Genomic DNA, 15,454 nt, shown 5'->3' on the forward strand with positions numbered 1-15,454 from the left:
TAACAGAAGGGGTCGGCGCAGGCCGCCTTCAGGCCGGCTTACTCGCCCGCAAATGCTTCGAGCGACTGGTCGCGGAAGGCGCCGGTGCCTACGTAGCGAAGCAGCAGCATAAAGTCGCTTTTCTCCACAGCTCCTGGTAGCATCCCGATGCGTTCGCCTTCGCTGGTCATGAAGATAAGCGTAGGAAAGCCATGCGCCCCCAGGCTTGTCGCCAGATCGGGCGCCATCATCGTCTCTCCCAGAAAGACATGCTCTTCAGCCGGGTCGTCCGCGTTGATGCGTACCATCACGAAATGCTCTTCCATCAGCGTTTGCACCTCATTGTCGGCATACACCTCCTGCTCCAGGCGCTGGCAGTGCGGGCACCAGGGTGCGTATACATCAATAAAGACGGACTTGTCGGTGTTGGCTGCCGTGTCGAAGGCCTCCTCCATTGAGATGAGCGGCAATCCGTCCTCAACCTCGCCTGCCTCTGGCGACTGTGCCAGAGCCGGCGGGATGTACAACAGGCTGAGCGTCAGAAGTAAAACAAACGAGAGCGTAGACAAGCGCGTCATACAAGCACCAGAACGAGAATAAAGGCAGAGGGGGATGCGCAGCGGAGCCGCTGATACCCGAGGCACCGTTGCTGAAGCAGCAACGCACAGCCACGCCATTGGGATGGCCCCTTGTCCGAAAAGTTCCTCTACAGGAATGTAGTTTCATCACGCGCCAGGATAACATTCAAGTGCGCAACTCGCGCAAGAAAGCCACTAAAGAAAGACCACCACATAGAGCACACGCTGGGCCCCCACGTGCCGAATAGTTTTCAGCCGCTGCACAGGTGTAGCGACCCACACGCACCTGCGGACTAACGGATGGAGGGCAGAACAGAAGGGGGCAGAGGCGGCATCCAATCGCTTCGTCACGTAGTATCTACCTATCCTCTTCTATGTCGACCACCAGCGCGAAATCCGCCCCAAGCCCCCTAAGAGCCTGTTTGGGTTTTGGTTTGCAGGCGAGAGCGAGCGCCGCTCGGAGCCCAAATTAAGAAATCAAAACAGGTTCTAAGTCTATCCGCGACCTGAGGCGATGTAAAATCAGTGGGAAACCCTTCGGCGTTGCATCGCTACATTGCGCATTGTACTGCGTGCGTGCTACATTGCAATTTGTGCGCGTGCCAATTGCGTCTGCACGCACGCAATCGACTGCCGTTGCTCCTCACCAATCCCCGCATCCCCATGGCCGAACCGGACACAGGCCCCGCCTCCACCGTCTACGACCCCTCGCAGATTGAGGACAAATGGTACCAGTACTGGGAGGAGAACGGGTTCTTCGAGGCCCATGCCGACACCGACGCCCCGCCCTTCAGCATTACCATGCCGCCGCCCAACGTAACCGGGCGGCTACACATCGGGCATGCGCTACAAGACTCCATTCAGGATGCGCTCACCCGTATCCACCGCATGAAGGGCCACGAATCCCTCTGGATGCCCGGCCTCGACCATGCCGGCATCGCCACGCAGAACGTGGTGGAGCGCAAGATTGCAGAAGAAGAGGACCTTACGCGTCACGATCTGGGGCGCGAGGCATTCGTCGAGCGTGTGCATGCGTGGAAAGAAGAGTACGGCGACATCATCCTGCGGCAGAAGCGCACGCTCGGCGACTCGTGCGACTGGGACCGCCAGTACTTTACCATGGATGAGGACTTCTCGCGTGCCGTGCAAGAGGTGTTCGTCCAGCTTTACGAAGACGGGCTCATCTACCGCGGCGATTACCTCGTGAACTGGGACCCGGCCAACGAAACAGCGCTCTCCGACGAGGAGGTCAACAACGAGGAGCGCGCCGGGCACCTCTGGCATGTGCGCTACCCGCTCGTTACCGACGGCGACCCCGCGTACGTCACCATCGCCACCACGCGTCCTGAAACCATTCTCGGCGACACGGCGCTAGCCGTACACCCCGACGATGAGCGCTACCAGCACCTCATTGGCGGCACCGCCCGCGTGCCGGTGCTCGACCGCGAGATTCCGATTATCGCCGACGAATACATCGACAGTGAGTTTGGGACGGGCGCGCTGAAGGTAACGCCCGGCCACGACGAAAACGACTTCGAGATCGGCGAGCGTCACGACCTCGAAACCATCAACGTGATGAACCCCGATGGCACCATCAACGCGAACGGCGGTTCGTACGAAGGCCTCGACCGCTTTGCCGCACGCGACAAGATCGTGGCCGACCTCGACGCTGAGGGTCTGCTTGCCGATGTTGAAGAGCACACGATCAACGTACCGGTGTCCGACCGCTCGGGCGCTGTTATCGAGCCGCTGATCTCGCGGCAGTGGTTTGTGGAGATGGAGCCGCTTGCTGAGCCCGCGATCGAAGCGGTGCGTGACGGCACGATTACCTTTCATCCAAAGCGGTGGGAGAACGAATATTTCCGGTGGATGGAGAACATCCGCGACTGGTGCATCTCGCGGCAGCTGTGGTGGGGGCATCAGATTCCGGTGTGGTACTACACCGACGAAAACGGCAATGCCGACCCCGATCGCGGCTACATCGTCAGCGTCGACCGTCCCGATACCGACGAGGAGATGGTGCAGGACGAGGACGTGCTGGACACCTGGTTTTCGTCGTGGCTGGCGCCGTTTGCCTCGCTCGGCTGGCCGGAGAAGACCGATGACCTCGACCGCTTCTATCCGACCGATGTGCTGGTGTCGGGCTACGACATTCTGTTCTTCTGGATCGCCCGCATGGTGATGGCCGGGTATCACTTCACCGACGAGCCGCCCTTCACGGAGATCTTCATCACCGGCATGGTGAAAGACGAGCAGGGCCGCTGGATGTCGAAAAGCCTCGGCAACGGCATCGACCCGCTCGAAATGGTCGATCAGTACGGAGCCGATGCGACGCGCTTCACCCTCACGCTGCTGTGTGCGCAGGGGCAGGACATCAAGCTGGCGCCGTCGAAGTTCGAGATGGGCCGCAACTTCGCCAACAAGATCTGGAACGCCTACAACGTCTTCGGACAGTTCATGGAGACCGATGCGCAGGGGCACCCCACGCGCGAGTATACCGACACGCGTGACTTTGACGAACTGGAGATGGTGGAGCAGTGGATGCTTCACCGTCTGCACACAGCCATCAACGACATCGAAGATGCGCTCAGCCGGTACCGCCTCAACGAGGCCGTCTCTATCGTCTACGACGTGTTCTGGCGCGACTACTGCGACTGGTACCTGGAGCTCATCAAACCGCCCTACGGCGAGGCGATGGACGAGCAGGTGATTGCCCGCGCTGCGTCGATCTTCGAGACGCTGCTGCAACTGCTGCATCCGTTCATGCCATTCGTGACGGAAGAGCTGTGGTGGAAGGTGCGTCCGCGTGAGGAGGGCGACGCCTGCATCGTATCCGACTGGCCGCAGGCCGACGATGTGCCCCACGACGCCAATACGCATGACACCTTTGCACATCTGCAAGAGCTCATTTCGGGGATTCGCAGCATCAAGAGCGACTATGGCGTCGGCGCCGGAACGGAGGTCGCTGCCACGATCAGTCTGCCCGAAACGGCTACCGCACGGGCCGAGGCACTGCGGGCGTATCCGGGCTACTTCGAACAGCTGGCGCGCGTAACGGACCTCACCGTTGGCCACGACCTGTCGAAGCCGAAAGCCAGCGCCTCGGTTGTTGTTGAGGAGAGCGAAGTGTTCGTACCGCTGAAAGGCATGATCGACCTCGACAAAGAGCGTGAGCGCCTCAAGTCGGCTATTGCCGAGAAAGAAGGTTTTCTGAAGAGCGTGGAGGGCAAGCTGCAGAACGAGCAGTTTGTAACGAAAGCGCCCGATGACGTGGTCGAGCGCGAGCGCCAGAAAAAGCGGGATGCAAATGCCGAACTGGAGCGCTTGCGCGCCAACCTCGCTGAACTGCATTCCGCATAGGACGCTGCTGCATAGGGCGCTGCCGCCATACGCTCGCTCTATCATGTGATCTTCCAGAAACGCGCCGGGAGCCCGGGTACCAATCCGTCTTCTCGGCGCGTTCTGTGTGGTGGTTGTTTACCTTCTTTAATCGCTGCTTTAGACTATGCGCACGCTGTTGAACACGACACTCCTTCTCGCTGCCCTTCTTGGCGTCGGGCTTCTGGCCGGATGCGGCAACGGGTCTTCTCAGCAAGCAGAGCACATCGACGTTCGCGACTTCCGCTACGTCGAGCAGCCCAATGGGCAGCGCGAATTTGTCGGTGAGGTGCACAACAGCGGAGACCGCGACGTCTCGGTCACGCAGGTCGAAGTCACTCTCTTCGACGAGGGCGGCGCCCAGGTTGGAACGCAATACATTGAGGTGAACGACATTCCCGCCAACGACATGCGGGCGTTCACCCATCCACTCGAACATAGCGGCTCCGTCGGGCAAGCCCGCATAAGCAGCGTTATGACGCCGTAGGTGGCTCCGGCTGACATGGACGGCGGCGTAACGTCTTAGGAAGAGGGCTTATATCTGTGCACCTCAGCACGTTCGGGGCGTACACTTACCATGTTCATGCGCACCGCAGAATCGTTCTGAAGCGGCGCATGAGGCCATCCTCAATCGAGACATGTATGGAGGCATCAAACGCAGACCTTATATCCGAGTTACGCAAGCGCGCGCAGGCTGCCGAGGCTACGGCCGAGTCGTATCGCCAGCAGCTTCGTACGCTGGCGGATGCGACCTTTCACGTAGTGTTGGAGGGAAACGATGCTGATCATGCAAACATAGGCGCTATCGATGTCAATGCCGTCTCGCCCGATACCGCAGATACCCTTCGTAGCCTGATGCGTACTCAGGAGGGCATGCTTACTGCTCTTCGTGAGGCCCAAGCAACCGGCGAACCGGTCTCTGTCGCCCTTCGAAACGGCCCTACAGAATCGTGGACGGGCACGGTACGCCCATGCAATCATCCTGAGCCTGCACACGGCGACGCACAGACATGTCTGCACGGTGTACTGCGCCGCACGCCCCATGCCGCTCAGCCCGATATGGAGCCGCTGCACCGCGAGCTCCTGGAGCTGCTGCCGGATGCGATCCTGATCGTCGCTTCGAACGACCGCATCAAGTACGCAAACTCGGCAGCTGTGTCAATGACCGGTGCTCCTTCGCTGGAGGCGCTGCTCGGCACGTCGATCTGGAGGTACATTCCCGAACAGGCACAGCCGAGCGCCTCTGCGCGCCGCAAGCAGGTGCGCACCGGAAGCTGTATCGACTTTACGCGCCACACGCTGCGCACCCAAGATGGCGAAGAGCGCTCGGTCGAGTCGGCATCGGTACCAATGGTGTACCAGGGGCGACATGCAGCCCTCATCGCCGTACGCGACCTGACGGGGCGCGATCGCCTCTCTGAAAACCTCGCACGCACGCTCAGCCTCTTTGACACTGCGTTCCACCTGGGGCCGGCCGCAGCTATTCTTCGACTGCGCGACGGACTCATCCTTGAAGTGAGCGAGCGCATGGAATCGCTCACCGGCTCGGCCGCTTCTGATCTCACAGGAGAGTTTCTCTCGAATGTGTCTACCGGGCTTTCGGGATACGAACGGAGGCGCCTGGCCCATAGCCTGCGCCAGCGTGGCCGAATCGACGACCGCGAGCTTACTCTGCATGATGCATCCGGACGCGCCCGCACGGTTCTCCTGAGCGCACGCCTTATTGTGCTGGATCGCCACGACTGTGCCCTTGTCAGCCTGGTCGACATCACCGAGCGCAAGCGTGCCCTCGTGCAAGCCCAGGAGACCCAAACGCTCATGCAGAAGATCTTCCGCATGAGCCCCTCACCGCTGGCGATCTTTCGGCTGAGCGACGGCGTCTACCTGAATGCGAACGACGCCATGTGTACACTGGTCAAACGGCCCCGCTACGATATTGTGGGGCGCACCGATGGCGACATGGCGCTCTGGAAGAACGCAAACTACCGCATGGCGGTGGTCAACCAGCTCCGCGAAACGCAGACGGTCAATGATGTGCAAGCCACCTTCTGCCAGCCCGACGGCACCCGTATCGATGTCCTCTGCTCGCTGCAGCGCATCAGCGTAGACGACGACCCCTGCGCTGTGATTGCTATTACCGATATTACGCAGCGGGAGACCGCCCGGCGGGCGCTCGTGGAAGCCAAAGAGAAAGCCGAAGACGTAGCCCAATTTCGCTCATCGGTGCTCTCTAACATAACCCACGAGATGCGCACTCCGCTAACTGTCATTCTCGGCTTCACGCCCACGCTCCGGGAAGGAATCGACTCAAAGTATCGTCGCTTTGTCGACCTCATTGAACGTAGCGGGCGGCGCCTGCTCTTTACGCTCGACTCGCTGCTCGACCTGGCACAGCTGGAAGCCGGAACGCTTACCCCCGACCTAAACCCCCACCCTGCAGCGCAGACCGTTAAGCAAAAAACGATTTCGGCCCGCGAACGTGCCCGTGAGAAAGGACTGGAGACGCGCATCGATGTGCAGGATGAATCCCTCTATATGCGGGTCGATCCGGACCTCCTTGAACGCGTCTTGCAACACGTACTCGACAACGCCATCAAGTTCACCGAGAGCGGCCGGATTACGCTCACGGTTGCGGCTGAACCCGACTGCGTCGTTATCCACGTTGCCGATACCGGATCAGGCATCGATCCGGCGTTTGTGCCGCGGGCGTTCGACGCCTTCACGCAAGAAAGCGACGGGCTCGCCCGCACCCACCAGGGGAGCGGGCTTGGACTCACCGTGTGCAAACATATTATGGAGCGGCTAAACGGCTCGATCGATATCAACACCAAGAAGGGCGAAGGCAGCACCATCACGCTTCGCGTTCCTCGTGCTGAAGGCCCGATAAGCATGTGATCTGCGCCCTCCAGGCATCGACACTACTGCCTTGTTTGCTTGCAGCAGTGTCAAGCACGCAAGGCAGCCGTGCGTATCATGGTGGACACTTTTCACAGCCTGCAACGACACACAAGCACGCATATCCCCCGTGCTATGCCTATACTATACAGTTAGTGCGCGCTTTGCGCAATAACGGCGTGGCATGGCTCGTTCCTTGTAATGCATGCTTCCTCCACGGTCTTTCCCTGATGGAATGGAAGCACTGTTATGCAATCTGTTATGCAACCAACCGATGAAGCACTCATCGAAGCGTACCTGGAGTCGGGAGACGAGCAGGCGTTTCGAACACTCGTTGAGCGGCACCAGGACCAGATTTTTGGGTACATTATGGGCATGGTGCACGACCGCGCTGTAGCCCATGACCTCTTTCAAGACACCTTCGAACGGGTGATCAAGGCGATGAACGACCGCCGCGGCTCATACACTCACAAAGGGCAGTGGCTCAGCTGGGTGATGCGCATTGCACGAAACGCCACAATCGACTATCTTCGCAAACAAAAGAAGTGGTCTGATGTCTCGTCTGATGACGACGAGGGGCGCTCGTTCTGGGATACGCTCGAAAGCGATATGCCCTCCGCCGATGCCGACCTGCACCGCATGCAGCAACGTGCCGTGCTCAATCGCCACATTCGACGCCTTGCGCCCGAACAGCGTGAGGTGCTGCTGCTTCGGCAGCAAACAGACCTGACGTTCCGCGAAATCGCCGAGCTCACCGGCGTATCTATAAACACTGCTCTCGGACGCATGCGCTACGCGCTGAAAAACCTGCGTGGCATGCTTGAAGACGTTGACCAGCAAGCGCTGGTCGGATCGGTAGACGACCGGTTCTCGATGTAACCTCGCCGGCCATCTGCCAGACGGGCTGCGTTCGGCCTTGTCATGCCTCACCTGCCTTCTCACCCATACAAGCTGCTTCAATGGCATGAACACTGATATCGATCGCCTCCTTCGCTACATGTACGGCGAGCTCGAAGATGAGGCTGATTTTGAACGTGCGCTTGCCGATTGCCCTGACTTGTTCGACACCTGGTTTGAATTGCACGAGGTCAAACAAAAGCTGGATGCCCAGCCGCCGCCACAGCCCAGCGCCTCAGTCGTTGACCGCATCGTAGACCAGGCCGCCGAGGCGCATAAAGCGTCGCCTCAACCCGATAGACCTGCCCCCATCTCTTCGTCGCCCCGCTATGAGGGCGATACTGTACCTTGTGCTCCCTCCGGGTCCTGGGTTGCCGTATCGTCGCCTGCGTATCATGAGCAGCGTAGCACAGACCCTTCCGCTTCCGACCGTGCCCCCCGCGCATCTTCGCGTAACCAGGGCGCGCCGACAGAACACTCACACGCAGTCGCATGGGGAATCGCCTGCATGCTTGCCCTTGTTATGGCTGTGAGCAGCCTTCCCAGTTCGTCTCCTTCGCCAGAGCCGCTGCCTGCACTCTCCTCTACATCCTCCACCACAACCTTGCCAGACTGGGATGCTCCTGAGCGGCGCGCCACGCTGCATAGGCAAGCGGCCGCGCTATCTGAGCGCGTAGGAACGCGTTCTGCTTCGCTGGCTGGTCCTCGTTCGTTCTCGCAGTAGCTCCTCCTCGCAGTAGTGTACGCCATGGCACACCGTACCCCTCCACTGACCTCTCTACGTTCGGCCCTTGCCGTTCTGGTTCTCCTTGTTGCTGGTGCCGGCATCTATGCGTTGCCAGCCGCCGGACAGACGACGATGGAACGGTCGCTTCATATTCAGGATGGTACCGTGTACATTGATGGAGAAGAAGTTTCAAGCGACGCTCTGCCCCAGGGACTTCGCATCGAAGGCATTCATCTCCGCTATCACGTGCGCGGCATTGAGGAGCCCATCGTTCAGATTCAGGGACGCACCTACCGTCTCACGGCTACCGGTCTTGAACCACTTGAGGCCCCTCGCCCCGATTCCGATCACGACGACCCGTCCACCGAATACCTTGACCTGTTGCGTGCGCAGAGCCAGGCGCTCTATGAAGACGTGCGGCGCGAGTATGCGCTTGAGCACACGGCACAGCAGCGGGCCTACCGCATCCGCCAGATGGAGGCCGGCCCTGAACGCACCGCCCATCTCGACACGCTGCGCCAGACTGTTTCGCAGCTCTTCGACATAAAACAGGCCAACCGGCAGCGCGAAATTGAACACCTCGAACAGCAGGTGGAGCTGATGCGTCAACGCATGCACGAGCGCAGCGCTCATCGCGAGACCATGATCAACCAGCGCATCAGACAGCTCCTTGGAAACGCTGATTTATAAGCGGTGCTCACAACCTTGCAAACAATTCAGCGCTCCCGTTCACCCTTCCATAAACCGAATACATTGTTACCGATATAAGGCAAGTAGGTATATTTCCTCAGTGCATCTGTCTTGCTATGCTCCCCCTGTCCCCGGCACAACCATTTTCACTTCACGCCCTTGTGGCAGGCCTCCTTATGCTGTTGCTCATCGCTACAGGGGGATGCGAAACTCATACGCTCAGCGATGAGAAGATGTATGAAAATGAGATTCTGCAGCATCGCCTCGATCGCGACATGAGAATGCGGGATGCGGACCGCACGGTGCTCGACGCCTCAACCCGTCGCCGCTTTGACGGACTGCGCTACTACCCGGTCGACCCCGACTACCGGTTCGAGCTCACACTTGAGCGGGTAGAGGAACGCGACACCCTGCGCGTTCAACAGCACAAGGGCGAGCCGGTCGACAAGATCATCGTGGGGCATGTTGCGATTCCTCTCGGCGATACCACCCGGCTGGCTGCTTTCCGTGAGCGTGGCCTCGACGGGAAGCTCTGGATTCCCTTTCGCGATGCGACCAACGGCGACGCAACCTATCCTGCCGGGCGCTATCTCAACGCACCACTTGTTAACGATACCACTGTGGCGGTTGACTTCAACAAAGCGTTTAACCCATACTGTGACTATAATCTGAACTACGTATGCCCCCTGCCGCCTCCTGAAAATACGTTGTCGGTACCGGTTGAGGCCGGTGAAAAGAAGTCTCAGTTGCACAGCTGACCGTGCCACAGCACGGCAACACATTGCATGATCTTAGCTCTATGCAGTAGGTTATTCATATGATGCCTTCAATCAACTACGCCAATCGGCTTCGGTATGGCTTCGTTGCCATGCTTCTTCTGGCTGCCAGTGCCTTTGCTGCTACGCCGGCTACCGCCCAGGTGCAGATCGACAATCTGGTACTCACCGAACGCTCAGACGGCCAGGGCTACATCTTGCGGATACGTAGCAATCAGCGCATTCAAGCGTTTTCGATGCCAGAAGAAGAGGGCGATCGCGTAGACTGGACGATCTACGATGCCAATATCGGTGACGGCGTAACGCTGCCTACCCAAGGGCCCGTTGCACAGTTTGACGTGAGCAAAGACGGCGACCACCTAACGCTTCACCTTCGAATGGATGGTGACCAGAGCATAGAAACCGACGCGTACCGCGACAGCGCGTCCGACGACATCCTGATGAACCTGACATATACGGGCCCTGCTCCTACGGCCGATGCTTCACCGGAACCAGGTACAACGACCGGCGCTGGCGCGCAGCCTGGCAACAATGCGGTCGATTCCGTACGTGAGCGCTGGCGGCTTGACACGATCGTGATTGACCCGGGGCACGGAGGCAAAGACACCGGAGCTACAGCGCATGGACTCAAAGAAAAAGATATTGTGCTGGATGTAGCACTGCAGCTCGGCGAGTACCTCGAACGCTACCTTGATGTGAACGTCCTCTACACGCGCACCGATGATACATTCATCGAACTGGAGGAACGGGGGCGGTTTGCCAATGAGAACGGCGCGAAGCTCTTTCTGTCGATCCACGCAAACGCAGCCGCCTCGCACCGTGCTCACGGCACCGAAACCTTCTTTCTTGGTCCGTACAAATCAGAATCGGCACGACGGGTGATGGAACGCGAAAACAGCGTGATCCGCTACGAGGAAGATACCGACGTGTACGACGACTACAACGACCAGCAACTGGTGCGCGCTACGCTGACTCAGAGCGCCTATCTACGCCAGAGCCAGCAACTGGCCAGCCTCATTGAGGACCAGTTTGAGAACCGGGTCAACCGACGCAGCCGGGGCGTTAAACAGGCGCCCTTTTACGTGCTCTGGGGCGCCTCAATGCCTGCGGTGCTTGTGGAGATGGGCTTCCTGTCTAACCGATCAGAGGCTCGGTTCCTTGCCAGCGATCAAGGGAAGACCTACATGGCCAGTGCTATCTTCCGCGCCGTGCGTGACTACAAAAAACAGTACGAACGCGGCATGGTGCCTGTAGCTGGGGAATGATCATTGCTCGAACAACCGCGGTACCAAACGCCGCGTGCTGTCCGTTTCGTCTACAGCATCTGCCTACACCGCCTACCTGTTGAGCCCGGCCTCCTTCCATCGTAATACATATGCCCATGACGCACCGCCTCTCTTCGCTCGTTCTTTCGGTCGTTCTTGCTGTAGCTCTTACGGGAGCACTTACAGGATGCGACGACACCGACCCGTCTCCCATCACGCTCGGCGGACCGAGTTGCAACGTGGCCGACCCCGTTGAGGTCGATTTTACGTTTCCAGTGTACGATGCAGATGATGTGACTGACGGAAAGATAGTCATTACCTCGGATCGTGCAGACAACCTCTCGTCTGTTCTTGACGGGTTTGGTGGCTTCACGCGCAACGACGTACTCAATGCGGAAGTCACAGAAGTCACCATGGGGCGGTGGTTCCCGCCTGGCGGGGCCTTGCGCGTACAGCCAAAGGTGTTTGGATATCTTGGGTCTGTCAACGTATACTACGGCGACGACCCTGACGGACAGCTAATAGCCGGACAGACCCCTGTGGCCGACGAGTCCGTTATTACGCTTGACAACCTAAACACCGATGTTACGGGTATCGTGCAGGGCAGCGCACGACCCATTACATTAGAGTTGGAGGTAGATGACCCGGGAAGCATTGGCTCGGGCGGCGACGAGGTTGCGATAACGGTCTGCTACCGCATTAATGTGGAAGGGTAACGTACCGCCTCTCGCGTGCCTACGACGGAATAGCCGTGCCTACCGAACAGCGATGCACGAGATTTCGACCTTGGCGTTGCGCGGGAGGGCAGCTACTTGCACGGCCTGCCGGGCGGGCGGGGCCTCGTTGAAGTAGCGCCCGTACACGTCGTTCACCTGGGCATAGTCGTTCACATCGGTCAAGAATACCGTACAGCGCACAACGTTCTCGTACTCCATACTGGCCCCCTGGAGCACCGCGCCAATGTTCTCCAACACCTGGCGTGTTTCTTCCTCAATTGAGCCATTCACCATGCTCCCCGTTTCGGGATCAATAGCAATCTGACCTGAGCAGTAGAGCGTGTCGTCCGAAAGAATTGCCTGGCTGTACGGACCAATGGCAGCGGGCGCGCGAGGGGTCTTCACCGTAGTACGTGACATAGAGGGGCGTGTGCAGAGCAAGGACTGAGAATCTGCCACCCAGCGCGGCACAGTTCATCCGCTTGTCTGCGGTATCGAACGGCTTTAGCTCAGGGTGAACAGTTGCTACACACCTAAAATGCACGCTACACAGAGCGAGAACAAGCGAATATTGCTTTAAGCTTTGTTTAGCTGGTTTTTGCTCAAATATTTCGCGCATCGCTCTTCCAATAGTCCGGCAATCGCTGCACTACCAGTACACCTGCAGGTAACTGTGAAGAGATGGAGGCCACCGGCGCGAATTGCAACGCACGTCTTATCTATCCTGCGCATAGACTGGCTGAAGACACCTGAACAGGAACGGAGAGATCATGCTCTCGTTGCTTTTATCACTTGTTTGACGCGACGCATTGCGCCACATTGTCTCGACCCTCAGGTTGCTGCCACCCGACCACCTGTGTGTCTTGTGTGTCGCCACCTGTAGCAGTAGACGCTGAGCAATGCACCGTATACGCAATGCGTTGCACGAAATAAACTCCAATAAAAAGAACATTATGAGTTCGAAGGGACGTGTACTTGTTGCCATGAGTGGCGGCGTAGATTCATCGGTTACCGCTGTGCTGCTTGCCGAGCAGGGCTACGATGTCGTGGGGATCACCATGAAGACCTGGGACTATTCGACCAGCGGGGGCAGCAGTGGTAAAGAAGTCGGCTGCTGCACACTTGAATCCATCAACGACGCGCGTGCCATCGCACTACGCCATGGCTTCACACACTTCATCGTGGACATCCGCGAGGAGTTCGGCGACTGGGTCATTGAGCGGTTTACCAACGAGTATCTGGCCGGGCGTACGCCCAACCCGTGCGTGCTCTGCAACACACACATCAAATGGGCCGCCCTCCTGCGCCGAGCCGATGACCTCGACTGCGAGTATATCGCAACCGGACACTACGCCCGTGTCCAGTATGACGATGCGCTTGATCGCTATCTGTTGAAGCGTGGACTCGATCGCAACAAAGATCAGAGCTATGCGCTGTGGGGCCTCCCTCAGGAGCACCTGGCACGCTCCATCTTCCCACTGGGTACGTACGAGAAGCCCGAGATCCGCCAGATGGCCTCTGACTTTGGGCTCGACAGCGTGGCTGATAAGCCGGACTCTTATGAGATCTGCTTCGTACCCGATAATGACTACGGGCGCTTCCTTCGCGACCGCGTTGATGGCCTGGAAGAAGAAGTTGCCGGAGGAAAGTTTGTCCTGAAAGATGGAACCGTAGTCGGGGAGCACGATGGCTACCCCTTCTACACGATCGGTCAACGGCGCGGACTCGACCTGGCTCTGGGCGAGCGAGTGTATGTTACCCACATCAATCCTGACACCAATACCATCACGGTGGGCCCCAAAGAGGAGCTCATGCAGCAAACCCTGAAAGCAGGCGAGGTGAATCTGATCAAGTATCCCTCGCTTCACGAGGAGCGTCCGGCCTGGGGTGCAATCCGGTACAACGACCCTGGCGCAGGCTGCCTGACCTGGCAAGACGATGACGATATGCTACATGTGGCGTTCGCTGAGCCGCGACGTGCCATTACGGCCGGGCAATCGATTGTCCTGTATGAGGGCGAAGACGTACTGGGTGGCGGCTGGATTCACGAGGTCGGCACCGCCGACGAGCCTAAGACGGCAGATGCTTCTGAAATGGATGCCGAAGCCGTCTCCCCAGCTGCATAACAGCAGCAGGCGCTCGATACGCACCAATACTCGATACGCACCAATAACAGCACACAAAAAAGCGAGGCCGCCCATATCAGATGGGGGCCTCGTCGGTATTTAGAACCTGTTTGGTTTTTACCTTGGGCTCTGAGGTGCTTCAGCATCGCGCCCCATGCTGGTAAGTATGCTGCCTGCTGCGTACGCTACGGCTACGCTTCAACAAGTCCGGCCTCGTCGCGAACGCGCTCGTACAGCGCCTCGTACTGCGGTACGATCTGATCTACGTGAAAGGTAGAGCGCGCCCGCTCCAGTGCAGCCGCAGCCATCTCCGTCTGACGCTCATCGTCGGTGAGCAGCAGACGAGTACGCTCGGTGAACGCATCGATGTCGTCAAGTGGGCAGAGAAATCCAGTTTCACCGTCTATAACAAGCTCTGGGAGTCCGCCAATGTTGCTTGCTACAACTGGCACCTCACAGGCCATTGCTTCCAGAGCGGCAAGCCCGAACGTCTCCGAGCCACTTGGCATCAGGAATACATCGGCAATGGAGAGTATTTCTTCAACCGGATCCTGCTTACCCAGAAAGCGGATGTCGTCGTATACCCCCAACTCGCGAGCGCGCTGCTCGGCTGGTGTACGATCGGGCCCGTCACCAACCAGCAGCAGACGCACCGGCAGGTCCTCTTGCCGCAGACGATGGAAGATCTCAACAACCTGCGGAGCGTTCTTCACCGGGCGGAAGTTTGACACGTGCACGATGACCTTCTCTCCATTCGGACACAGCGCCTGCTTGAAGTGATCTTTGTCGAGGCGGTGAAAGCGCTCCATATCAATGAAGTTGGGAATCACCTCGATGTCTCCCGTAATATCGAAGCGTTCAAACGTCTCATCACGCAGATAGTCAGACACCGCGGTGACGCCATCCGACTCATTGATCGAATGCGTCACGACCGGTGCGAATGACGGGTCCTGGCCGATGAGGGTAATATCTGTGCCATGCAGCGTTGTGATCACCGGCAGATGGATCCCTTGACCAGCCAGAATCTGACGGGCCATGACAGCACTGGTCGCGTGCGGAATGGCGTAATGCACGTGCATCACGTCGAGCCCGTTGTGCTTGGCCACGTCTACCATCTTACTGGTAAGCGAAAGCGTGTACGGCGGATAGTCAAAGAGGGGATACGACTGTACATTCACCTCATGGAAATAGACGTTTCCGCCCATGTGTGAGAGCCGGAACGGAAGCGACGACGAGATAAAGTGCACTGTATGTCCTCGATGCGCCAGGGCTTTCCCTAACTCTGTAGCTACAACGCCGCTGCCCCCGTACACCGGGTAGCAGGTGATGCCAATATTCATAAACGCTATCTGTATGGTGAACGCGCTTGACGGATGCACACCGGTGGACACATAACCGTGTGCTGCACCGGTACTGCGTCTGTGCCC

The 15,454-nt window shown here is 58.6% G+C and carries 13 protein-coding genes; 10 read left to right on the forward strand and 3 right to left on the reverse strand.

Features of this window, described 5'->3' with window-relative positions; genetic code table 11:
* Nucleotides 1-38: 38 nt before the first annotated feature.
* Nucleotides 39-557: a thioredoxin family protein gene (locus ACZ48V_RS14475; protein WP_464540283.1), complete on the reverse strand. Its 519-nt coding sequence runs from the start codon at nt 555-557 to the stop codon at nt 39-41.
* 663 nt (nt 558-1,220) lie between these two features.
* Here ACZ48V_RS14475 and ACZ48V_RS14480 point away from each other — a divergent pair.
* The 9 genes from ACZ48V_RS14480 to ACZ48V_RS14520 all read left to right on the forward strand — a co-directional run bounded on the left by ACZ48V_RS14480 (nt 1,221) and on the right by ACZ48V_RS14520 (nt 11,901).
* The gene (locus tag ACZ48V_RS14480; RefSeq protein WP_464540285.1) at nt 1,221-3,917 is read left to right on the forward strand and encodes a valine--tRNA ligase; all 2,697 of its coding nucleotides are present in this window, start codon (nt 1,221-1,223) and stop codon (nt 3,915-3,917) included.
* A 145-nt stretch (nt 3,918-4,062) separates the two neighbouring features.
* Nucleotides 4,063-4,422 carry an FxLYD domain-containing protein gene (locus ACZ48V_RS14485; protein WP_464540287.1) on the forward strand — a complete coding sequence of 120 codons (360 nt, stop codon included), beginning with the start codon at nt 4,063-4,065 and terminating at the stop codon, nt 4,420-4,422.
* A 155-nt stretch (nt 4,423-4,577) separates the two neighbouring features.
* Entirely contained in the window at nt 4,578-6,830 is a 2,253-nt protein-coding gene (locus tag ACZ48V_RS14490; RefSeq protein WP_464540289.1) for a sensor histidine kinase, read from the forward strand.
* Nucleotides 6,831-7,091: 261 nt separating this feature from the next.
* On the forward strand, nt 7,092-7,709 hold the full coding sequence (locus ACZ48V_RS14495; protein ID WP_464540291.1) for a sigma-70 family RNA polymerase sigma factor: 618 nt from the start codon (nt 7,092-7,094) through the stop codon (nt 7,707-7,709).
* An 85-nt stretch (nt 7,710-7,794) separates the two neighbouring features.
* Nucleotides 7,795-8,451: a hypothetical protein gene (locus tag ACZ48V_RS14500; protein WP_464540293.1), complete on the forward strand. Its 657-nt coding sequence runs from the start codon at nt 7,795-7,797 to the stop codon at nt 8,449-8,451.
* 24 nt (nt 8,452-8,475) lie between these two features.
* On the forward strand, nt 8,476-9,144 hold the full coding sequence (locus tag ACZ48V_RS14505; RefSeq protein ID WP_464540295.1) for a hypothetical protein: 669 nt from the start codon (nt 8,476-8,478) through the stop codon (nt 9,142-9,144).
* A gap of 161 nt (nt 9,145-9,305) precedes the next feature.
* Entirely contained in the window at nt 9,306-9,902 is a 597-nt protein-coding gene (locus tag ACZ48V_RS14510; protein ID WP_464540297.1) for a DUF1684 domain-containing protein, read from the forward strand.
* Between the two features lie 59 nt (nt 9,903-9,961).
* Entirely contained in the window at nt 9,962-11,185 is a 1,224-nt protein-coding gene (locus ACZ48V_RS14515; protein WP_464540299.1) for an N-acetylmuramoyl-L-alanine amidase family protein, read from the forward strand.
* Between the two features lie 116 nt (nt 11,186-11,301).
* A complete protein-coding gene (locus ACZ48V_RS14520) occupies nt 11,302-11,901 on the forward strand; it encodes a hypothetical protein (protein ID WP_464540300.1) in 600 nt (199 codons plus the stop codon).
* A 39-nt stretch (nt 11,902-11,940) separates the two neighbouring features.
* On the opposite strand, the gene ACZ48V_RS14525 is transcribed toward ACZ48V_RS14520, so the two are convergent.
* Entirely contained in the window at nt 11,941-12,321 is a 381-nt protein-coding gene (locus ACZ48V_RS14525) for a RidA family protein (protein ID WP_464540302.1), read from the reverse strand.
* 533 nt (nt 12,322-12,854) lie between these two features.
* On the opposite strand from ACZ48V_RS14525, the gene mnmA reads away from it, so the two are divergent.
* Nucleotides 12,855-14,027 carry a tRNA 2-thiouridine(34) synthase MnmA gene (gene mnmA, locus ACZ48V_RS14530; RefSeq protein ID WP_464540304.1) on the forward strand — a complete coding sequence of 391 codons (1,173 nt, stop codon included), beginning with the start codon at nt 12,855-12,857 and terminating at the stop codon, nt 14,025-14,027.
* A 191-nt stretch (nt 14,028-14,218) separates the two neighbouring features.
* On the opposite strand, the gene bshA is transcribed toward mnmA, so the two are convergent.
* Nucleotides 14,219-15,367: an N-acetyl-alpha-D-glucosaminyl L-malate synthase BshA gene (gene bshA / locus ACZ48V_RS14535; protein ID WP_464540306.1), complete on the reverse strand. Its 1,149-nt coding sequence runs from the start codon at nt 15,365-15,367 to the stop codon at nt 14,219-14,221.
* Nucleotides 15,368-15,454 lie beyond the last annotated feature (87 nt).

It is taken from the genome of Longimonas haloalkaliphila (genome assembly GCF_055379825.1).